We start from the raw sequence: 20,907 nt of genomic DNA on the forward strand, positions 1-20,907 counted from the left end.
CTCCCTTTACTCTTTCTCGTCGTTCATAATTTTGGGTTCCACGAAAACCCGGAGCAGGTTGCCTAGCTTATTAAAGGCAAAAATCGTGACAATGATCAGAAGGCCGGGGATCAGAGCCATGTAAAAGGTATTCTGCATGGTTCCCTGAGCATTCTGCAAAAGGCTTCCCCAGGAAGACATGGGCTGTTGTATGCCCACCCCCAGGAAGCTTAAAGAAGATTCCGTCATTATCGCATTGGCCATGCTGGTGGTTGCCGATACAATGATGGTGGGAAACACGGAAGGTATGATATGGTGGATAATGATTTTCCAGATGCCCACGCCGGAAAATTCTGCATAAAGGATAAATTCCCTTTCCTTAAGGGAAAGGGTCTCGGCCCGCACCAGTCTTGCAATCTCCATCCAGGTAAAAAACCCGATAACCAGAATAATGGATTTTAATCCAGGCCTTAAAAAGATGCTGACAACAGTGACCAGGATCATCCATGGAATGGAATACAATACATCCACGATACGCATAAGGATCATGTCAACCATTCCGCCGCACAGGCCGGACACCGTACCCACCGCCACTCCAATGGTAAGGCTTGTGAGCATGGCCAGAAATCCAACCAGCAGGGAAACACGGCTTCCGTAGATGACTCTGGCAAAATAATCCCTTCCTACCTCATCGGTACCAAACCAGTGCCCGGCAGACGGGGGCTGAAGCCGGTTTACAATATTAGTTGCATTCGGTTCCACTGGAAGTAAGGGTGCGATGAATGCAAATAAAATAATCAGTCCTAAAAGAAACAGGGAAATGACCGCTGCCTTATCATGCTTTAAGGCCAGCAATACGCTGTCCACTCTGAGGGATCTGCTTTTCTTTGTGTTCTTTTCGTTACTTTTCATCATCTGTCACCCCATTTCCCTGATTCGCGGATCCGTAATGCAGTAGAGGATATCCGACAGTAAGTTTCCAAGGATTACTAGAGTGGAGGACAGCACCAGGATGATCATAACAATGGGATAATCCATACCCTGAATCGCCTTGATGAAATAAGGTCCCACTCCCGGCCAGCCAAATACGGTTTCCGTAATGATGGCCCCGGTTACCAGAAGCTGAAGGGCCATGCCAAGCCTGGTAATAATGGGAAGCAGAACATTCTTACAGACATGCTTATACATAATTTCCCCTCTGGAGGCACCAAACGCCCGCTGAACCAGCACATAATCCTCTGAAAACTGGGTGACCGTAGAGGAACGGACAAATTTTAAGTTGGCAGGTAAGAATGTAAAGGTAAGGGTAAGGAAAGGCATGATATAATGCATTAAAAAATCCGACATGGAGGCCCCCTTCCCCACCGAATGCATACCTACAATCGGAAGAAGCTTCAGTTTATAGCCCAGGACAAAGATCAGCAGCATGGAAAACCAGAAGGAAGGAACTGCGATGGCTACAGAAGAGAGTCCGTCGATCACCTTATCTGCTGTCTTATTTTTATGGGAGCCTGCCAATAATCCCAGAATGACCGCCAGGATATATGCGGTTGCATAGGCGGGAAGCACCAGCTTTATGGTGTTTGGAATCCTCACTGCCAGATCTCCTGCAATGCTTTGCTTGGTCACGATGGAATATCCGAAATTCCCGTTGAGTATTCCGTTCAGCCAGCGGAAATACTGGATGAACAGAGGCTTGTCATACCCGTATTTAGCCTTTATCAATTCAATTGTTTCCTGTGACATCTTTGGTGTTGTCATTGCATCAATGGCATCGTAGGGCGCAAAATGCATCAAAGCAAAACATAGAATTGTGATCAAAAGGACCATGGGTATGGCTGTCAATATCCGTCTTAATATATATTTTGCCATATGGTTTCTCCTTATATAAAGAAAGAGGTGTCTGCCGCAGGATTCCAGCAGCAGAACACCCTTCCTTCTTCACAGCTGATTTAGCCGCACCGTATTATTCAGCTGACACACCCGCTGTCTGCATTACTTCATCTGCAGCTTGGAAGTGTCCTCAAAGGTATAAACAGGAACCAGCTTCGCCTCCTCAACTCCAGCCACGTTTTTAGATACTACCAGAAGGCGTTTGTTGGAATACAGGGGATAGAAGCAAGCGGTATCCTGCAATTTCTTCTGGATGGTTGTATAAATTTCTTTACGCTTTGCATCATCCGTTTCCTTCCGGCCCTGAGCAAAAAGTTCATTCATTTCAGGATAGTCGTAATGCATGGAATTGTAAGTGGCTCCTGTTTCAAACAGGCTTGAAAACGTATCAGGGTCAATGCCCATGATATAACCGCCAAAGTACATATCATAGGGATTGTCTGCCTTCTTCATCTGCTGGCTGAGGGCAGTAGAATCCACGCCGGTTAAGTTCACCTTAATTCCCGCCTTCTGAAGCTGTTCCTGAATCATAATGGCTGAGGTGGACTGAAGGCTGTCGGAAGCGTTATAGGCAAGGGTCAATTCCGGATTTGTCACACCGGAGGCTGCTAGAAGCTCCTTGGATTGATCCAGATTCTGTTCGTATTTCTCCACATCCTCAGTAAAGTACTGGCTGTTGGGAGGCATGAAGCTCCAGGGCAGGTCATAATACTGGGGATCCAGAAGGGCTGCGTCTGCAATGGCCTTTTTATCCAGGGCATAGAAAATGGCTTTCCTGAGGTTTTCATCCTTTACCCGGTTGGCATTGATCATCATATATCCCACACGGCCTTCCTGATATGGGTAAACCGTTAAATTGGCAGCTTCCAGATTCATCTGTGCCACCTGGGCAGGCGTTCCGATCCATGCATTTACTTCTCCGCTCTGAATGGCTGTCATGGCAGTATTTTCATTTTCAATGATCCGGTATACGAAATTGTCAATGGCAGGTGCGCCAAGGAAATAATTTTCATTTTTTGTGAATTTCACATAGGAGCCTGGGGAATATTCTGCCATTACATATGGCCCTGTACCTACAGGCTTGGTATTCACGTCATTGTTTTCAAAATTCTCCACATTTTCATAGATATGCTTTGGCATGATGAAGATCTGGGAAAACATCTCTACTGCGGCGGAATTGACAAAAGGCATGGTCAGGGAAACGGTATAGTCATCGATCTTTTCGATCTTTACCGCTCCTTCCGGGAATACAAGCTGAGAATACGCCCAGCCGGCATTCTTCTCTTCTTCCATCGCCTCAAAGGTAAAGACCACGTCATCGGCGGTAAACTTCTCTCCGTCGGACCACTTTACATCATCTCTTAAGTGCATGGTATAGGTCAGTTTGTCATCAGAGGTATCTATACTTTTTGCCAGGAAATAATTGATTCCATCTGCATTATACATATACAGGGGGGAATAGATCATCTTGATGGTCATCAGGCCGAAACGGTCGCTTGTGGTAATTACATTTACATTGGCTCCCGGATCACCTGCAATGGCATAGGTAAACGTGCTTTCTCCTCCTGCTGCAGTTTTTCCGGCCCCGTCACTTGATTCACCAGCATCCGGGGAACTGGAATTGGCGGCTGGCGTTTCCCCTGCCACCGGGTCCTTTCCTCCGCAAGCGGTCAGACCACCAAGCACCATAGCAGATGCCATCAGGAAAGCCGCACTCTTCATAAAAATCTTTTTCATAAATTTCTCCTTTCATATCTTCATTGACCATAACCCATCGCGTATCCGGTTATCTGTCAGAAAAGTCAGATTAATTTAAACACATTTCCGGCTTTTTTGCAACTGTTTTTGAAGTCATACCATATATTTCCCATAGGTTTTTAGGTGATTCAACAGAAAAACCTGTGGGAGTCTTCATTAGGAAGATATCAGACTCATTCCTTAACCGCTGATGGATTCGATCCTTTTGTCATTTGACCACCTGATTATCAGGTCATTTTTCCCATATCCGGCAGGAAACAGAAGTTCCAGCTCCACCTTGACGGAATTCTTGGATTTTCCCACCTTCATATTTAAAACTCTGATCTTTTCATTATTTAATTCATCAAACAGATCCGTTATCACGCTGTCATACTGGTTGGTGGTGAACTTTATAACGCCCCGGTAAGGCTCTCTGGAGAGAAAGGGGACGTCATGGAGGAGGACCTGGGTAAAAATAAGAAAAAGGCCTGCCCCGCACCCCATATAGTAGGCGCCTGCGCCGATGGCCATTCCCACCCCTGCAGTTGCCCATATGCCTGCCGCAGTGGTCAGGCCGCTGACGGAATGATTCTTAACAAAAATCACTCCTGCTCCCAGGAATCCGATACCTGATACGATCTGGGAAGCGATCCTGGAAGCGTCAAAATTGGGTACATCCCGAAACCCATACTTGGAAACCACCATCATAAGAGCCGCTCCCATGGCCACAATGGCATGGGTCCTCATTCCTGCCTCTTTATGATGATTCTTTCTTTCATATCCAATCAGATATCCGAAAAATCCCGCTACTACTATTCTGAAAAACAATCCCGTCTGGTAGATAAGGTCATACCGTTCCGCTAGGCTCACCAGCATTTGCCAAGCCTGGCCCATAATTACTCCTCTTTTCTGAATAATCAATCCATGTCTTATAAAATATGCTGCCGGTTCACCATGTTTGCTTAAAAGCACCCGCCGGGAATTTGCCGCCCGTCCGGTTTCACTTCCGCCTGGTATTTTTCGGGAAAAGAGCTGATTTACAACAAAAGCCAGGAAAAGACAGAAGCGCCCCGTTATATTCTCAATAGAACGTTACGCTTTCCATCTTTTTCTGGCATTTGTTCCGTGTAAATCCGTTTAATTTCCTTCCCTGATCCAGTCGTATCTGGGATCATCCGTCCGTGTTGTCCAGGGATCACCGGGAAGATGACGGATCATCCAGCAATAGTACATGGGAAACCCAGGTGCTGTTACCTGGGGGTGTGTCCTGCCGCCGGGAATGGCTGCACAGCTTCCATCTTTGATCTTAAAGACGTCCTCTCCCAGAAAGCAGGCGCCAAAGCCCTCCGGCCGTTCAAAGCGGTAATAATAGACCTCAGGCTGGGGATGCTCATGAGGGGTGTAGCTGGACCAGCCTCCCTGGTGAGTAATAACTTCCCCGTTTACCATATTGGAGTAGGGGGCGTTATTATAATCAAAGATGGTACGGACCGTCCGCTTCATCTTATTTTCCCAAAGTCCTTCACCAAAAATATCATTGGTGCAATTCTCAGGCTTGTAAAAAACACTGTCAAATGCCTGGTCATTTCCGGTGGACTGAACCAGGATCTGACTGTCTGCCTTTGCCAAAACCTTCACCATAATGCCCTTTGAAACGTGCAGGCAGTAAGGCCCTTCTTCCATCAGGCTGTTTCGTTTTCCCCATTCCGTTCTGTTTTCCCAGGAAAACCGGATCTCTCCGGTCAGGAGAAGGACTGCCATCTCATCCGTCAGGCTGGAAAAGGTTCTTTCATCCCCTGCCTTCATCTCATAAACGGCAATGTCCATCATCATATCATTTTCCCCATCTCCTGCTTTTGTCAGGGGCTTTGCTCCTCTGGAATCGAATTCCGGATAACTGAATAATTCACTCATGGCAGCTTCTTTCTCCTCCTGTCTCCTATCTTACGAACCTTCGGTTCTTAAGCAGCATTCACCGTTCGCGCCGATGAGCAAGCTCATCTTCGCTCTCTTGCGCTCATTCCATCATGATTTCTGAAATCTTTACTGGTCTGTGCTCCTGTACGGACTTTTTAGCGGCAATTCCCATGAGTACTGGCTTTAACCCATCGTCTACGCCAAGAGGGGTGGGAGTATCATTCTCAATGGCTTCAATGAAGCAGTTTACTTCCTTTGCAAAGGACTGCATGTAACGCTCTAAGAAGAAGTATAAGGGTTTTTCCCCGGTAACGCCTTCGGCAGTGCTTAATACTGCACTGGATTCGGTATCATTGGAGGTTGCCACCATTCCCTTGGAGCCGAAAACCTCTGCTCTCTGGTCATAGCCGTAAGCGGCTCTTCTGGAGTTATCAATAACTGCAAGGGCACCGTTCTCCATTTTCAGGGTAATGACAGCCGTATCCACATCTCCTGCTTCCCCAATGGCCGGATCTACCAGTACGGCGGACTGAACGTAAACTTCCTCTGCATCACAGCCTGCTAAGTAACGGACCATATCAAAATCATGGATGGTCATATCTAGGAACATGCCTCCGGATACGGCTGCGTACTCGGCGCTTGGCGGCTCCGGATCTCTGGAGGTCACTTTGATGATATGCGGCTCTCCGATCTTACCGGCTGCCACAGCATTTCTCACTGCCTCAAAGTTGTGGTCAAAGCGGCGGTTAAAACCTACCTGATATTTTATCTTACTGCCTTTTAAGGCTTCCATCACTTCCTTGATCTTCTCAATGTCGTGGTCAATGGGTTTTTCACAAAATACATGCTTTCCGGCCTGAATGGCTTCAACGGAAATGGGGGAATGGGTATTGGTGGAAGAGCAGATCAACACGGCGTCAATCTCCGGGTCCGCTAAAATTTCCTTATAATCCTTGGTGGTGTTGGGAACTCCCATGCCTTTTGCCCATTGTTCGGTTTCCTCATTCATAAACGGATCGGCAATGGTCTTGATCTTTCCGTTCTTTACCAGATTGCAGATGCTGGTGGTATGTACCTTTCCGATTCTTCCTGCTCCAATAATTCCTACTGTTACCATAATATCTTCTCCTCTCTCTTTCCTGCCTCTTATAGACCGGTCTTTTCGGCGATGAATGCTCTTGCGCGGATGGCATACTCCAGTGGATTTGCCTTTGCAGGATCCTGCTCTGCTTCCACTACCATGTATCCCTCATAGGAAGCTTCCTCCAGCACCTTAAATATCGGATCAAAGTCCACACAGCCGTCTCCCGGAATGGTGAATGCCCCTGCCCGTACCCCTGCCAGGAAGCTCATCTTTTCCTCTCTCACCCGTTTTACAATCTCCGGACGGATATCCTTTAAATGTACATGCTTGATGCGTCCCACATATTTTTCCGCCATTGCCACCGGGTCCTCGCCGCAGTATGCAAAGTGGCCGCTGTCAAAAAGCAGGCTCACATAGTCCGGGTCGGTGCCCTCCATCATGCGTTCTACCTCCGCTGCACTCTGGACAACGGTTCCCATATGGTGATGAAAGGTCAAAGCTACCCCGTATTTTTCCCTGGAAAGCTTTCCAAGGCGGTTTAAGCCCTCACACAGCAGATTCCATTCTCTGTCATCCATCTCATGCTTTCCTTCAAACACCGGCTGGTCCTGAATTCCCTGGGTGCTGTAGCTCTGCTCGGAAACACCTACCACCCTGGCTCCCATGGCCGCCAGGAACGCCACATGCTTTTCAAATTCTTTTTCCGTTTCCTCATAAGGTCTGCTGATCAAAAAAGTGGAAAACCAGGCATTGCAGATCTCTACGCCCCGAAGCTCCAATGCCTTTTTTAAAGTTTCCACATCTCTTGGGTATTTGTTGCCCACCTCGGATCCGGTAAATCCGGCCAGGGCCATCTCGCTGACACACTGTTCAAAGGTATTTTCCTTCCCTAAATCCGGCAAATCATCGTTGGTCCATGCGATGGGTGCAATTCCTAATTTTACTTTCTCCTTGTTTAACATGTTTGTATCCCCCAGTCTTATCATATTATTATACCGCCGGTTTTACAGCGGTGGAGCCATATCAATACTTTCTGGCTTCATTTCTACCTTCCATGACCTTTTCCCACGCTTCCCTCACACTGCTTTTTTCCGAGGTCGTGGCAATTCCTACGTTCCACCAGGATTCATATCCGTCCGACATGGTTTTAGGAATTACTTTTAAATCAAACAGGCAGGCTCTTTTTTGTGTTTTGGCATCTTCCAGTGCCTCTTCCAGCTCCCTGATGGTTCTGCAGGTATAAGCCTTCAGACCATAGCCCTCCCCGATCTTGGCATAATCAACGGGAATTAAATCCCCTGAGGGCTTTTTCCCATCCGAATAGCGGAATTCCGTGGCAAGGCTTCCGATCCCATGGTTCATTTCCAGATTATTGATGCAGCCAAAGCCGCAGTTATCAAAGATCAGGATATTGACCTTCTGCCTTTCCTGCATAATGGTCATGATTTCACTGTGAAGCATCTGAAAGCTGGAATCGCCCACAACGCAGTAAACTTCCGTTTCCGGCTCAGCAAATTTAACCCCCAGTGTGGCTGCCACTTCATATCCCATACAGGAGTACCCGTATTCTGCATGGTATCCGCCCCGTTTGTCGGTGGTCCACATACGCTGCATACAGCTTGGAAGGGAACCACCTGCCGTAATGATGGTAGCATCTTCCTCAATAACTCTTCTGATCGCTGCAAGAGCTGCGGTCTGAGTGATTTTTCCACCGGTCAGGCGGACAAACTCCGGGATGGTTCTGGGATCCCGTGCTTTTATGTTGGGTTCAAAATCAACTCCCGTATATTCCATGCTGCCCAAACGCACCATCTCTTCATCCCATTTTCTTTTTGCATCAGCAATTTCGTTTTTGTACTGGGATACATACTGTCTTTCCTTAAGTTTTTCCGCCAGGGCCTGAACGGTCACCTTGGCATCCCCCACAGCCTTGGCCGCATCCATTTTATAAGCATGGAATCTGCTGTTATTGATGGTAACAAATCTGACATTTTCCCTTTGGAACAGCCGCTTTGAGCTTGTGGTAAAATCACTTAGCCTGGTTCCGATTGCAATGACTACGTCTGCATCCTTTGCAATCACATTGGAGGCATAAGTCCCGGTAACTCCGATTCCGCCAAGACAATAGGGATGGCTTGATTTACAGGCACTCTTCCCTCCCTGGGTTTCTCCAAAGGGAATTTTAAATTCCTCACAAAACCTTTCTACGGTTTCTCCTGCATCGGAGTAACGGACTCCCCCGCCTACGATTACAAGGGGCTTCTTCGCTTCTGCAAGGATGTCTGCAATCTCCTCCAGTTCTTCTTCTACTGCAAGAGGCCTGGTGATCCGGTGGACCCGTTTCTTAAAGAAGTAATCCGGATAATCATAGGATTCACCTTCCACGTCCTGACAGAGGGCAATGCAGCATGCTCCGGTTTCTGCCGGGTCCGTCAGCACACGCATGGCATTGATCAAAGCGCTCATGATCATTTCCGGCCTGGTGATTCTGTCCCAGTATTTACACACCGGTTTAAACGCATCATTGGTCGTGGTGGCCAGGCTGCTGCTTTGCTCTAACTGCTGCAATACCGGATCAGGCTGTCGGGAAGCAAAGGTATCTGCCGGAAACACCAGCAGCGGAATGTTATTTACTGTTGCGGTAGCACAGGCTGTTACCATATTGGCGGCACCCGGTCCCACGGATGAGGCACATGGAAGGATTTTCTTCCGGTTACTCTGTTTTGAAAAAGCAATGGCAGTATGGCACATTCCCTGCTCATTTCTTCCCTGAAGCACCTTAAGCTGTCCGGGGTCCGTATCCAGAGCCTCTCCCAAGCCAACCGCGATTCCATGACCGAAAATCGTAAAAACACCTTCAACGAACTTTGTTTCCACTCCATCGACAGAAACATACTGGTTATCCAGGAACTTCACAAGTGCCTGTGCTGTTGTCATTTTTATAGTTTTTGACATGTTCCGCTCTCCTTTACACTTTTATACACGGGCGATCATCTCACCAAACGATTCCTTTTCTTCTTTTATAAATGCATGTACTTCCTCCGGCGTAGGCAGGGAATCCGAACAGTTGTTGCTCTTTACCATCATGGAAGCCTCTGCCGAACCAAATTCCAGGCAGTCTATGATATCCCAGCCCTGATACAGTCCATACAGAAACCCTGAACCATATCCGTCGCCGCCGCCGAATCCTTTTCTGGCCTCCACCGGGAACGGCTTGATGGAAAATGACTGTCCGTCACAAGTATAAGCGGTGGACCCCTTCATTCCATGCTTGATAACCACGATCCTGGCATGGTAGCCCTGCCACAGAGCCGCACTTTCTTCGTCTGTCATGCCTGGTCTGATCAGTTTTTCCGTTAAGTCGAATTCTTCTCTTGAGCCCATAATAATGTCAGCTTCTTTGGCGACTGCGGAGTAGTAAATGGAGATTTCATCCTCATTTTTCCAGTTATAGGCTCTGTAATCAATATCAAAGATTATTCTGACATCGTTTCTCTTAGCCACCATGACCGCCTTAAGGGCAGCTTCTCTTGACGGGCTTTGTGCAAGTGCCGTACCTGATATGAGAATGGCTTTTGACTTTTTGATATAGGCTTCGTCTATGTCTTCTACGTCCAGCTGCAGATCAGCAATACAGTTCCGGTACATCAGAATCTTGCTTTCACTGGAGGAAAGCATTTCTGTAAAAGTCAGACCCAGCTTTTCACCATTTTTGCATTTCGTAATATGAGAAGTATCAATCCCCTGTTCCTTAAAATAATCCACTACAAATTCACCGAACTGGTCATCGGATACTTTCCCGATGAATCCCGCCTTCATGCCATGTCTGGTCACGCCTACGGCGATGTTAGCCGGAGAGCCGCCCACAAACTTTTCAAACATGTGCACCTTCTTTAAAGGCTTGAATTCCTCTTTTACATACTCATTGTAAGCCGGATTAAAATCAATTGCTACCCTTCCAAGAAGAATTAAGTCCATTTCTCTGGTTTCATCAAATTTTACATATTCCATTGTTAACATCTCTCCCATCCCGTTTCGCGTACCATGGTTCTTATTATATCCCGGTGAGTTCTGTTCCTTATTGAATGTTTCCAATCCTGCTCCCATCATTCACTTAAAATATGCGGGATCGGCAGTCACTTCATGGAGTGAAAAAACACACTGCAAGGTAATTCGCCTTGCAGGGCGTTTTTTGTATCATTGGCCGGCAGTTTTTAAATTGTACCATCCCAGGTATTTACATTTGTGGATTCTCCGGTTTCTTCGTCGAACCATCTGGTGGTGACAACTTTGTTTTCTGTGAAGAACCGGTATCCATCCTTGCCTAAGCAGTGCAGATCCCCGATAAATGACAGTTTTTTGCCGTTAAAAGGAAACATGCCAACCGGAACCGGAATTCCCACATTAATACCGATCATACCGCCGTCCGTATGTCTGGCAAACTCTCTGGCATAGTGACCGTTCTGAGTAAAGATTACTGAACCGTTTGCATATGGATTGGCATTCATGATCTCCAATCCCTCTTCAAAGGTCTTCACTCTCTTGATGCACAGCACCGGCCCGAAGATTTCTTTTTCCCCTACGCTCATGTCAGAAGTCACATGGTCAAAGATCGTCGGCCCTAAATAAAAGCCGTTTTCATAACCTTCCACTACAATATCACGTCCATCCAGCACAAGCTCTGCGCCTTCTTCTATTCCTTTCTCAATCCACTTTACAATGGAATCTCGATGAGCCTTGTTTACCACAGGACCCAGTTTCGTACTCTTATCATAGGCCGGACCCACTTTAAGAGTCTTTGCCTGAGCGATGATCTCCGCCACAAGGGCGTCGGCGATTCCCTCCTGTACTACCACAACGGGCAGAGCCATACACCGTTCTCCTGCGCATCCAAATGAAGAATTGATGATTCCTGCCGCTACCCGTTTGACCGGAGCATCATTTAAAACAAGAGCATGATTCTTTGCTTCGCAGAGAGCCTGAACTCTTTTGCCCGTAGCCGCAGCGGTGGAGTAAATATGCATACCCACAGAAGTAGAACCAACAAAGCTGATTCCCTTGATGTCCGGATGAGTGAGAAGAATCTCTGCTTCCTTTCTGGAACAGGTGACAATATTGATAACACCGTCCGGCAGCCCAGCTTCTTTATACAGTTCCGCTATACGCATACAGGACTGAGGGGTAAAGGATGCGGCTTTCAGCACGATGGTATTGCCGCAGGCAATACACATGGGAGCCATCCACCCCATGGGGATCATCGCAGGGAAATTAAATGGCACAATACCGGCAAATACACCTAAAGGCATACGGTACAGCACCGTATCAAATCCGGCGGAAGCATCCATCAGGCTTTCTCCCATCATCAGTGACGGGGCACTGATAGCCTGCTCGGTTCCTTCTTTGGCTTTCAGGACATCGCCCTGAGCCTCTTCCCAGCTTTTCCCGTTTTCCTTTGCCACCAGCATGGTCAGTTCGTCCATATGCTCCATGAGCAAATCCCTGAGCTTATAGAGTACCTGAACTCTTTTTATCACAGGGGTAGATGACCAGGATGGAAACGCCGCTTTGGCTGCTTCCACGGCTTCTTCCACTTCTGCCGGAGTACAGCAGGGCACCTGGGCAATTACTTCTCCGGTACTTGGGTCGTAGGCATCAGAATACTTATCTGTCTTTGATTCCTTCCACTGACCATTTACAAGATACTTTAATTTTTTTACCTCTCCCATTATTATATCCTTTCCTTTCTCTTCGCTCAAGACACAACTCGTTTTAATAAACGGCTGTTTCAAGCGGTTTAATTAAATTCGTTTTTATATATGGAACCCGGTATACTCCGATTCTTAAAATAGCGGGCGGATCATCTGGTAACCGGATATCCGTATCTTTCTGTATGTAATCCGCCATTTCTGGCATAATTGAACGGACTTACGTAAGCGGCTCTATACATTGGAAGATCCGGATATGCTGCCTTACATTCTCATACACTCCCCGTACCATCGCCTCATTCAGTCCGAAATAATCATGTTTTCCTTCTGATTCCAGGTATTGTTCCGCTTCCTTCGTAAGACTGTCAAAGCTGGCTGTTGCGATGTTGATCTTCCGGATTCCAAGGCCTATGGCCTTCCGGAAGTCTTCCGGAGTAATTCCGGTTCCGCCGTGAAGGACCAGAGGTACATCAAGCTTCTGATCAATGGCTTTCAAAACATCAAAGGCCAGTCTGGGAGCCACCGGATAATTGCCGTGAGCATTGCCGATGGCTACTGCAAGTGCATCCACGCCGGTTCTCTGGCAAAAAGTTCTGGCATCGTCAGGATTGGTGCATCGGATTCCCTCATCAATGCTTCCATCCTCGCTGCCGCCCACAAGTCCGAGCTCCGCTTCTACGGTTGCTCCATATTCCCTGGCCAGCCTGACCGCTTCTAAGGTCTTTGCCATATTTTCTTCAAAAGGAAGGGTGGAGCCATCCATCATCACAGAGGTGAACCCATAATCCAGAGCCTGTTTTAACACCGGGAGGGTTTTGCCGTGATCCAGATGAACTGCAATATCTACCTTTGCATTCCTCGCCGCCTCCACCATCATAGGGCCCATCAGCATCAGAGGGGAATGGGGAAGACGCACTTCTGCGATCTGTAAGATAATGGAGGTATTCATTTCTTCCGCTGCCTTTACAGCTCCCTTCACCATCTCAAGGTTTCCCACACTGAAGGCCCCCACCGCCCGGTTCTTTTCTGAGGCCTGCTTCAGCAATTCCTTCATTTTTACTAATCCCATACTTCTTCTCCTTTATCCGGTTCTTCATCCCACAGACCGGGAAAAAACACCGTCAAAACTTCCACAGTAACAAATAAAGCTATGATCACAATATTTCATCATGGTCATGTGTTGATTCTATTAGTGTCATATGTTGGTTATATTTTAGCATTTATTTTAGGCCAAGTCAAGAAAATCTTCTAATTTTTTTATAAATTTGATCATGTTTTGGTTACTTCTTGATATTTTTCCAAGTATCTGTTATAATCTTACCATATCAGCATGCCAAAGAGGCTGCCAAGTAAGGAGCACACCTATGAGAATTTCCCGTATCGATCAACTGGAACAATATATATTGGAGCACAAGGCGGTTTCCAATGATGCCTTGTGTGAAGCATTTGAGATTTCAAAAAATACCCTGCGCCGGGACTTGGAGATCCTCGTCTCCAGGGGCAACGTGGAAAAGGTTTACGGAGGCGTAGTCGCATGCGAAAATACGGCAGCCATCCCGGATCTGGTCACCTTTCACGAACGTTCCGGCAGAAATGCCCAGGGCAAGCAGAGGATCGCCGCTCTGGCGGCCTCCTTTGTGAAGGAGCGGGATATTATATACATTGACAGCGGAACTACCACCATGAGCATTGTGGACCACCTGTCTCATCTAAGTGCGGTTACGGTTATTACCAACAGCCTTCAGGTTATTAACAAGTCCTTGAATTATCCTAATATCAACTTAATTGCCCTTCCGGGGTCCTTAAAGCGGGATACCGCCTCCCTGGTGGGCAGCTCCTGTGTGGAATACTTAGAGGACTATAACATTGTCCGCGCATTTATGGCCTGTACAGGGATCTCTGTCCAGGCCGGGGTCTGCAACGCTTCCACAGAGGAATACACCATTAAGAAAACAGCATTAAAAAAAAGCCAGAAGCATTATCTTCTGGCAGATTACACGAAATTTGGGCGAACCTCTCTCATGACCTTTGGAGAGATCGGACAGTTTGATTCCATCTTAACGGACCGGATGCCTGATGACGCCTTCTGCTCCTATTGCAGAGAGTTGGGCTGCGCCATTGAGACGGCTCCTGAGCCGTAGGACGGGTTCTTTCCTCCTCTTCAAAAAAAGGTGTATCCTGGAGTTTCTTCCTGAACGGACTCCTGGCTACGCCTTTTTCAGATCTTCAACGGGGATTCCTCTCCCTGGGGCATACCGTTTCAGAGGCCTGCCATAAGGGGGTAAGCCACCAGGCTTACCGGTGTTTATAAGAAGGATCTGCCGGATATCCGCCCCGTATCTTCTGCATCCCACGCTGCAGGGCGTCCTTTGACTGCCTCCAATCCGCATCCTTGTTTAAGTAATCAAACTTTTCCACAAACCAGTCAATATCGCCGGAAATCCGTTCCATGTTCTCTTCCATGAGTTTAAAAATCACCGGATAGAACGCCTGACGTTCCCTGTCATTTAAGTGCTCATCTGCCCCGCTGCATAAGTCCGCAAAGTGACGGAGGCAGAAACCCCTGCTATTTTCTAGCCGTTCCCGGAAGACAGGATCCTTTTTGTACAGGTAAAAAAAAGTGGCCACATACCGTTTATAGGTCTCGGAAAACCGGTCGCATATATAGCAGGTCTTCATCTTTTCCCGGATCCAGGCACTCACGGAATTGTGATTCCCTTCCTTTTTGGTAAACCGGTCCTTTAAGGAGGTTTTTCCGGGAGTAAACTCCTTAAATTCCCCCTTCATTTCCTTTATCAGGTTTTTATAATAGGTTTTTAATATCCAGCCATTTCCCAGGGCATTGCCGTAATCAAACATTTTCTTTTGATGGATGGGGCAGAAGCCGGACCGGTCCGTGGCTTGTCTTGTATCACTTTCCATATAAGATGCACAGGAGCCTAACACAAAATCCAGAAGCTCCTGTTCCGCTTTTCTTTCAAGAAAGCAGAACAGGCACTCATCATCGGCATCCATAGCATCATTTATGGGGATCTCATATAATTTTTCTTTCATCGCTTACACCTGCAACCGGTATTCCACAATCTGTACCACATTTGACTGTGTTTAAAGTTTCTGGTTTCATTTGCCTTGTTATCTTAATTACTACTCACTGCACGGTATTGCTTCCTTCTGTTTATTATCGGAGCGAAGCATGATAACGTTGCGTGTATACAAACCATGCAATGCTTGCTGATAATAATGACGACGAAATCAAAGCTGTTAGAACACTATATGTTTGCCAAACCAGTATCTTTGACCAACCATATCCTATGAACATTGGGAAGGCCCAGCACATGATACTCAAAATCGTAGCGGCTAGAAAAATAACGGTTACGATTATTGTCTTTTTTGTTATTGGCTGAGGCTCATTCCTTTTTACTCTGCGTAATCCTGAAAGAAAAAACAGTACAGCCAATAGGCAAAAAATAATTGTGGCAGACGACAATAGGATGTCCAAAAGCTGTGTGCCGCTTATTTCATAGGACTGGGTTAAATTGCCGTCTAATATGGCTATTATTTTTTGTACCAGGCTGATATTGGTATTTGCACCATTGGTCAGCAGGCAGACGGCTTTTCCTTCCTTTGGCAGCAGGGTAACTTGGGTACTGAAATTAGGATTGCCCCCTGAGTGCTCTATCATCGTTTGGCCGGCATTTACCTGCCAGCCCGCTGCATAATACATTTCGTTAACAGCTGGAACCGACAAATCACCCTGGTGTGATTTATCAATAACCGTATGGAATATTTCGGGTATGTCCTGCACAATCCCTATCTGTATCCCCATCCAACGGGCCATATCTTTTGTACAAGAAATGAGGTAGCCTGCGGGTTTATTCCCGGCATAATCCGGCGCATGATATGGAATTGTCATAAAAAAGGAAGAACGGTAGCCTTTTGCCATCTGTCCGGCAGCCCTGGCATCTTCTTTGTAAACATACGTCTGGCGAAGGCCTAACGGTTGAAATACCTGTTCCCTCATAAAGTCTTCATAGCTTTGTCCTGACACGGTCTCAATAACCAAGCCCAATACGTCATAATTAACAGTTCCATAGTTATACTGTTCACCGGGAGGGAACGCCAATTCAGCATCTGCCAGCATTTCCACAGTCTTTTGCAGCATATCCGGCGTATTGCCTTGCGGAATATTTTGAGTATGTCTACTATTTGTTAAGCCGCTGGTATGGTGAAGAAAGTGATTGAGTGTAAGGCGATGCATATCCACAGGTTTTCCTTGATACTTTAACGTAAACCAAGGCAGATATTTTTGGACAGAGTCAGTCATTGACAGCCGCCCCTGCTCTTCCAGCAGCAGAATACCCGTGGCAGTAAAAGCTTTACTCACCGAAGCCAGCTCATACAGTGTATTTTCACTTGCAGACAACTCCTTTTCACGGTCTGCATACCCGGAAGAAAAGTAGAACACTTCATCATCAGCAAGTATTGAGACTGACATTCCCGGCACCCCTGATTTACGACAGGCTTCATTAAGCAACGCTTGAATTGCTGCAGATTGCTCATCTGGCAGCGCATAACTTTTTGATGGGAATCCTGAGATGAATAATAGCATTGTTAATGCAAATACAATAGCCTTTTTCATAAACGCTCCATGTTGAATTATTTATCTTAACTGGAATCAAATGAGTCTTCCTTTCCCAATATAGCATAGCCCATAATATTTTGGTAGTATTTTTAGCAGTTGAAAGAATGATATAATGAGGAGCCATGCAAAAAGTCCTTGTATTAACAAGGACCTTACAGAAAATGATGCTTTTTACACCTTAAACCGGTAGCCAACTCCCCAAATCGTTTCAATGTACTGGGGCTTTGCCGTATTAAATTCGATCTTTTCCCTGATCTTCTTAATATGGACGGTAACCGTGGCAATATCTCCGATGGATTCCATATCCCATATTTTGTTGAACAGTTCTTCCTTGGTAAAAACGTGGTTTGGATTCTGGGCCAGGAAGGTTACTAGGTCAAATTCCTTGGTGGTAAAATTCTTTTCCTCTCCATTGACCCATACCCGTCTGGCTGTTTTATCAATCTTAAGGCCACGGATCTCAATGATCTCATTGTCCGGCACTCCGCTGCCGATCAGCCTTTCATAACGGGCAAGATGGGCTTTCACACGGGCAACCATCTCACTGGGGCTGAAGGGTTTCGTGATGTAGTCATCAGCCCCCAGGCCAAGCCCCCGGATCTTATCAATGTCTTCTTTCTTTGCGGAAACCATAATAATGGGGGTGTTTTTTACCTCCCTGACCTTCCGGCAGATTTCAAAGCCATCCACACCCGGCAGCATCAGATCCAGGATCACCAGATCAAAATCCTCATGAAGCGCCATATGAAGTCCTTGTTCTCCATCATTCTCGATCTCAACCTCAAATCCGCTCAGCTCCAGATAATCCTTCTCCAGCTCTGCTATGCTTTCTTCATCTTCCACAATCAGTATCCTGCTCATTCCTGTATGACCTCCTGGTATTTTCTCAAAACAAAATGTATCTCTGTTCCAATGCCTTCCTTACTGGTGGCCCAGATCCGGCCTCCATGATCCTCAATAATCTTCTTAACGATGGACAGGCCGATTCCGCTTCCGCCCTGAGAAGAATTCCTGGAAGAATCAGTGCGGTAAAACCGGTCAAAGATGTTAGGCAGGTCCTTTGCCGGGATCCCTTTTCCGTTATCCTCGATCTCCACCTGGATGAAGTCTCCCACATCCTTGATCCGGATATTGATAATGCCGTTCCTTTTATCCATATATTTTACAGAATTGCTGACAATATTATTAATGACCCGGCGAAGCTGCTCTGCGTCCGCAATGACCACCACATCCTCGTCCACATAATTAAAGTATCCCAGTTCAATGCTCCGGTCTTCCATCTCAAGTCCCACTTCATCCACGCAGTCTCTGAAATAGCCTGCCACATTGATCTTGGAAAAGGTATAAGGGATCTTGTTGGTATCGATTTTAGAGTAAAACGTCAATTCGTCAATCAGCTTGTCCATGTCATTGGCCTTGTTGTAAATGGTACGGATATAGCGGTCCAGCTTTTCCGGAGAGGAAGCCACTCCATCCATGATTCCTTCCACATACCCTTTAATCGCAGTGATGGGTGTCTTTAAATCATGGGATATATTGCTGATCAGCTCCTTGTTCTCCTTATCATATTCCACCTTTTCCTCTGCGGATTCCTTAAGCCGGATCCTCATTTCCTCAAAATCCAGGCAAAGCTGCCCGATCTCATCGTCATTTTCCACCTCCAGGGAAAAGTCCAGATTCCCATCCCGGATTTTCTTGGTGGCAACCTGAAGACGCCCTAAGGGGCTTACCACAGACCGGTATACCCACATCATTAAGATGGCATCGGTAAACACGATGATCATAATAATGGCCATGAGCATTTCCGCCATCATGACCTTGATTTCAGGAAGAAGGCCGTTCACATTGGAAACAATGAATACGCTCCCCTTATCCCCATCAGGATATAGAAAATCCATCTGCTTTACCAGATGCTGGGTTTCTCCATCCAGATAGATGGCACCGTCTATGTTGCTGTCCATCTCCTCGTATTTGGGCAGCTGGCCGTATAGACCCTGGGTAATGTGGCTGTTCCCGTCAAAAATAAGGGAGTCTCCCTTTCGCACAATCATATAGGCATATTTGGATGCCAGATTCTCGTTAAGTTTTGCCAGATAATCCCCATCCTGAAACTGCCTCGGGTCACTTTGAAGGATCTGGCTGATTTCCTTCTGCTCCGTCCTGGTCAGACGGTTAAAAATCTGCAGGGAATTGCTTGACAGAAGGTCGATCTGTTCCGTCAGATTATAGGCTTTCCGGAACGCCTTCATCTGGTAATTGCCAAGCCCTGCAACCACTGCAAAGATCAGGGTCAGGGGAATTACCGTTATAATCAAAAATGCCACGACCAGACGGGTTCTCAATCTTAATTTCACTATTCTCGTCTCTCCCATGCTCTGAAACTTCATTTATAACGAAAAATTAATATTACTTAGGGGTATTATAACACACATAGGCAAGAGAATTTATAAAACAATTCTAAAATTTAAGACATTGCTGCAAAATAACCGGATTTTACCATTTATTTTTTCAATTTACTATTATCTCGCAGAATAAAAGCAGATGCAAAGAAGGCTTTCCCTCCCGTGCACAGCGGCTTTCAGCAGTTATCATAAATAAAAAATGCTGCATCCTTCCGCATAAGAAAGGATACAGCATGGATGATTTTTAAATATCTGGCCTTTATTTATAACTCCTTTGGATTGATACCAAAATGATGAAAAAGGATCTTTTCCGCTTCCCCATTCCATAATCCCTTATGGGCCTTACAGGATTCACTGAGCTTTTGAAACAGCGGATCAGTCTTTCCCAGCTCTTCAAAATCGCCGATAGCGGTTAAAGGCATATCAAATTGTGTATAAGTGAGTTTTTTGCCTCCGGGTATGGAAGGCAGATTCTTTGTCGCCTCTGCAATGCTGTCAATACCTCCTATATGGGTTACCATAACAGCCGCTTCAATGGCTCCTTTGGCTGACAGCTGATTGGCCTCTACCAGATCATCTGTGTTACCGCCTGTGGTTCCCATAATATGTGTGCTTGTGTAGTGGCAGTTGTAAAGATTGATTTCCGCCTGAAACTGGCTGTCAGAAGGACCGGCAAAAAAATTCATGCAGCCGTCAAAGGCAAGGAGCTTATCTCCCATTTCCGCCACTTCTTTCACAGGGACATAAACAAATACATCATCATAGCCATGGCCGCCGGTAATGGCCATAAGTTCAGAAATAGGATCCTTCATTTTAGCTGTATTAACATAGAGAAGCTGAATACCTCTCTCCAAAGCGGTTTCTTCTGATATCACTTCCTTTGCCCGGGCGATCCGTTCATCACTGATATCCGTGACCACGATCCGCTTCGGCTTATTTTCAAACTGAAGGCCATAGCTGACCGCACCCAGGCCCATGGGGCCGCATCCCCCCATAATCAGGATGTTACCATCGGTTTTGGTTCCCATGGCATGATCATAATTTCTTTTGTTGGTATGATAATTGGCATGGAATCCGCCTATGATGCAGCTCATTGGCTCTCCCAGGGAGGCTTCAAAAAAGCTCTCCCCGGTGTAATCCAGAAGACACCCCAGCTCCATCACCTCGTTCGGCATGATACAGTAAGTACAGGCCCCTCCGCAGAATTCATAAGAATATCCCGGTGAATCCAGCTTTCCCATGTAATTTAACGCTGGCTGCAGAGAAAATTTCTGCCCCGGCCGAAAATGATCCTTCCACTTGTTCCCAACTTCGACAATCAGCCCCGAACATTCATGACCGACAATCACCGGATTGGTGTCCATGTTTTGGGGAGCCCTTTTATGCTTTTTCCCCTGTTTTACCAGCTTGTAGGTGGACATACAGATGCTGTCGCTCATGATTTTTACAAGAATTTCATCTTCCTTGATCTGTGGAAGTTCAAACTCCTCCAGTCTCAAATCATCCGTACCATACATTCTTACCGCTTTTGTTTTCATAGTTCCATCC

Annotated in this window: 17 protein-coding genes; 1 reads left to right on the top strand and 16 read right to left on the bottom strand. The window is 46.5% G+C overall.

Annotation, left to right across the window (positions count from 1 at the left end):
- Positions 1-6: 6 nt before the first annotated feature.
- From CLOSA_RS19855 to CLOSA_RS19905, 11 genes are all read right to left on the bottom strand, one after another.
- Positions 7-894 (bottom strand): ABC transporter permease, encoded by an 888-nt coding sequence (locus tag CLOSA_RS19855; protein WP_013274521.1) that lies wholly within the window; start codon positions 892-894, stop codon positions 7-9.
- Between the two features lie 3 nt (positions 895-897).
- Positions 898-1,851: an ABC transporter permease gene (locus CLOSA_RS19860; protein ID WP_013274522.1), complete on the bottom strand. Its 954-nt coding sequence runs from the start codon at positions 1,849-1,851 to the stop codon at positions 898-900.
- Between the two features lie 123 nt (positions 1,852-1,974).
- The gene (locus CLOSA_RS19865) at positions 1,975-3,609 is read right to left on the bottom strand and encodes an ABC transporter substrate-binding protein (protein ID WP_013274523.1); all 1,635 of its coding nucleotides are present in this window, start codon (positions 3,607-3,609) and stop codon (positions 1,975-1,977) included.
- A 201-nt stretch (positions 3,610-3,810) separates the two neighbouring features.
- A complete protein-coding gene (locus CLOSA_RS19870; RefSeq protein ID WP_013274524.1) occupies positions 3,811-4,503 on the bottom strand; it encodes an MgtC/SapB family protein in 693 nt (230 codons plus the stop codon).
- 243 nt (positions 4,504-4,746) lie between these two features.
- Positions 4,747-5,523 (bottom strand): 5-deoxy-glucuronate isomerase, encoded by a 777-nt coding sequence (locus CLOSA_RS19875; protein WP_013274525.1) that lies wholly within the window; start codon positions 5,521-5,523, stop codon positions 4,747-4,749.
- Between the two features lie 103 nt (positions 5,524-5,626).
- Positions 5,627-6,643 (bottom strand): inositol 2-dehydrogenase, encoded by a 1,017-nt coding sequence (gene iolG, locus CLOSA_RS19880; protein ID WP_013274526.1) that lies wholly within the window; start codon positions 6,641-6,643, stop codon positions 5,627-5,629.
- Between the two features lie 29 nt (positions 6,644-6,672).
- Positions 6,673-7,572, bottom strand: coding sequence for a myo-inosose-2 dehydratase (gene iolE, locus CLOSA_RS19885; protein WP_041708722.1), 900 nt, complete (start codon positions 7,570-7,572; stop codon positions 6,673-6,675).
- Between the two features lie 61 nt (positions 7,573-7,633).
- Positions 7,634-9,565 (bottom strand): 3D-(3,5/4)-trihydroxycyclohexane-1,2-dione acylhydrolase (decyclizing), encoded by a 1,932-nt coding sequence (gene iolD / locus CLOSA_RS19890; protein ID WP_013274528.1) that lies wholly within the window; start codon positions 9,563-9,565, stop codon positions 7,634-7,636.
- A gap of 21 nt (positions 9,566-9,586) precedes the next feature.
- Positions 9,587-10,621, bottom strand: coding sequence for a 5-dehydro-2-deoxygluconokinase (gene iolC, locus CLOSA_RS19895; RefSeq protein ID WP_013274529.1), 1,035 nt, complete (start codon positions 10,619-10,621; stop codon positions 9,587-9,589).
- Positions 10,622-10,824: 203 nt separating this feature from the next.
- Positions 10,825-12,336, bottom strand: coding sequence for a CoA-acylating methylmalonate-semialdehyde dehydrogenase (locus CLOSA_RS19900; RefSeq protein ID WP_013274530.1), 1,512 nt, complete (start codon positions 12,334-12,336; stop codon positions 10,825-10,827).
- 199 nt (positions 12,337-12,535) lie between these two features.
- Positions 12,536-13,384, bottom strand: a complete 849-nt coding sequence (locus tag CLOSA_RS19905) for a class II fructose-bisphosphate aldolase (protein WP_013274531.1) — start codon at positions 13,382-13,384, stop codon at positions 12,536-12,538.
- 295 nt (positions 13,385-13,679) lie between these two features.
- On the opposite strand from CLOSA_RS19905, the gene CLOSA_RS19910 reads away from it, so the two are divergent.
- Positions 13,680-14,456, top strand: coding sequence for a DeoR/GlpR family DNA-binding transcription regulator (locus CLOSA_RS19910; RefSeq protein WP_013274532.1), 777 nt, complete (start codon positions 13,680-13,682; stop codon positions 14,454-14,456).
- A 154-nt stretch (positions 14,457-14,610) separates the two neighbouring features.
- Here the strand turns inward: CLOSA_RS19910 and CLOSA_RS19915 are convergent, their stop codons facing one another.
- From CLOSA_RS19915 to CLOSA_RS19935, 5 genes are all read right to left on the bottom strand, one after another.
- The gene (locus CLOSA_RS19915; RefSeq protein ID WP_013274533.1) at positions 14,611-15,369 is read right to left on the bottom strand and encodes a DUF6062 family protein; all 759 of its coding nucleotides are present in this window, start codon (positions 15,367-15,369) and stop codon (positions 14,611-14,613) included.
- Positions 15,370-15,493: 124 nt separating this feature from the next.
- On the bottom strand, positions 15,494-16,954 hold the full coding sequence (locus tag CLOSA_RS19920; RefSeq protein WP_013274534.1) for a serine hydrolase domain-containing protein: 1,461 nt from the start codon (positions 16,952-16,954) through the stop codon (positions 15,494-15,496).
- A gap of 174 nt (positions 16,955-17,128) precedes the next feature.
- A complete protein-coding gene (locus CLOSA_RS19925) occupies positions 17,129-17,818 on the bottom strand; it encodes a response regulator transcription factor (RefSeq protein ID WP_013274535.1) in 690 nt (229 codons plus the stop codon).
- Positions 17,815-19,344, bottom strand: coding sequence for a sensor histidine kinase (locus CLOSA_RS19930; protein ID WP_013274536.1), 1,530 nt, complete (start codon positions 19,342-19,344; stop codon positions 17,815-17,817). Before CLOSA_RS19930 ends, CLOSA_RS19925 begins: the two co-directional genes overlap by 4 nt.
- 278 nt (positions 19,345-19,622) lie before the next feature.
- Entirely contained in the window at positions 19,623-20,897 is a 1,275-nt protein-coding gene (locus tag CLOSA_RS19935; protein ID WP_013274537.1) for a zinc-binding dehydrogenase, read from the bottom strand.
- Positions 20,898-20,907 lie beyond the last annotated feature (10 nt).

Origin of the sequence: [Clostridium] saccharolyticum WM1 (genome assembly GCF_000144625.1) — a bacterium.
Lineage (GTDB): Bacteria > Bacillota > Clostridia > Lachnospirales > Lachnospiraceae > Lacrimispora > Lacrimispora saccharolytica.

What these genes read in the sequence shown, in the direction of transcription:
- CLOSA_RS19860 (WP_013274522.1), bottom strand. Translation starts at nt 1,851, where the DNA reads ATGGCAAAATATATATTAAGACGGATATTGACAGCCATACCCATGGTC.
- CLOSA_RS19910 (WP_013274532.1), top strand. Translation starts at nt 13,680, where the DNA reads ATGAGAATTTCCCGTATCGATCAACTGGAACAATATATATTGGAGCAC.
- iolC (WP_013274529.1), bottom strand. Translation starts at nt 10,621, where the DNA reads ATGGAATATGTAAAATTTGATGAAACCAGAGAAATGGACTTAATTCTT.
- CLOSA_RS19870 (WP_013274524.1), bottom strand. Translation starts at nt 4,503, where the DNA reads ATGGGCCAGGCTTGGCAAATGCTGGTGAGCCTAGCGGAACGGTATGAC.
- iolE (WP_041708722.1), bottom strand. Translation starts at nt 7,572, where the DNA reads ATGTTAAACAAGGAGAAAGTAAAATTAGGAATTGCACCCATCGCATGG.
- CLOSA_RS19920 (WP_013274534.1), bottom strand. Translation starts at nt 16,954, where the DNA reads ATGAAAAAGGCTATTGTATTTGCATTAACAATGCTATTATTCATCTCA.
- CLOSA_RS19905 (WP_013274531.1), bottom strand. Translation starts at nt 13,384, where the DNA reads ATGGGATTAGTAAAAATGAAGGAATTGCTGAAGCAGGCCTCAGAAAAG.
- CLOSA_RS19925 (WP_013274535.1), bottom strand. Translation starts at nt 17,818, where the DNA reads ATGAGCAGGATACTGATTGTGGAAGATGAAGAAAGCATAGCAGAGCTG.
- CLOSA_RS19855 (WP_013274521.1), bottom strand. Translation starts at nt 894, where the DNA reads ATGATGAAAAGTAACGAAAAGAACACAAAGAAAAGCAGATCCCTCAGA.
- CLOSA_RS19900 (WP_013274530.1), bottom strand. Translation starts at nt 12,336, where the DNA reads ATGGGAGAGGTAAAAAAATTAAAGTATCTTGTAAATGGTCAGTGGAAG.
- CLOSA_RS19875 (WP_013274525.1), bottom strand. Translation starts at nt 5,523, where the DNA reads ATGAGTGAATTATTCAGTTATCCGGAATTCGATTCCAGAGGAGCAAAG.
- iolD (WP_013274528.1), bottom strand. Translation starts at nt 9,565, where the DNA reads ATGTCAAAAACTATAAAAATGACAACAGCACAGGCACTTGTGAAGTTC.
- CLOSA_RS19935 (WP_013274537.1), bottom strand. Translation starts at nt 20,897, where the DNA reads ATGAAAACAAAAGCGGTAAGAATGTATGGTACGGATGATTTGAGACTG.
- CLOSA_RS19915 (WP_013274533.1), bottom strand. Translation starts at nt 15,369, where the DNA reads ATGAAAGAAAAATTATATGAGATCCCCATAAATGATGCTATGGATGCC.
- CLOSA_RS19865 (WP_013274523.1), bottom strand. Translation starts at nt 3,609, where the DNA reads ATGAAAAAGATTTTTATGAAGAGTGCGGCTTTCCTGATGGCATCTGCT.
- CLOSA_RS19930 (WP_013274536.1), bottom strand. Translation starts at nt 19,344, where the DNA reads ATGAAGTTTCAGAGCATGGGAGAGACGAGAATAGTGAAATTAAGATTG.
- iolG (WP_013274526.1), bottom strand. Translation starts at nt 6,643, where the DNA reads ATGGTAACAGTAGGAATTATTGGAGCAGGAAGAATCGGAAAGGTACAT.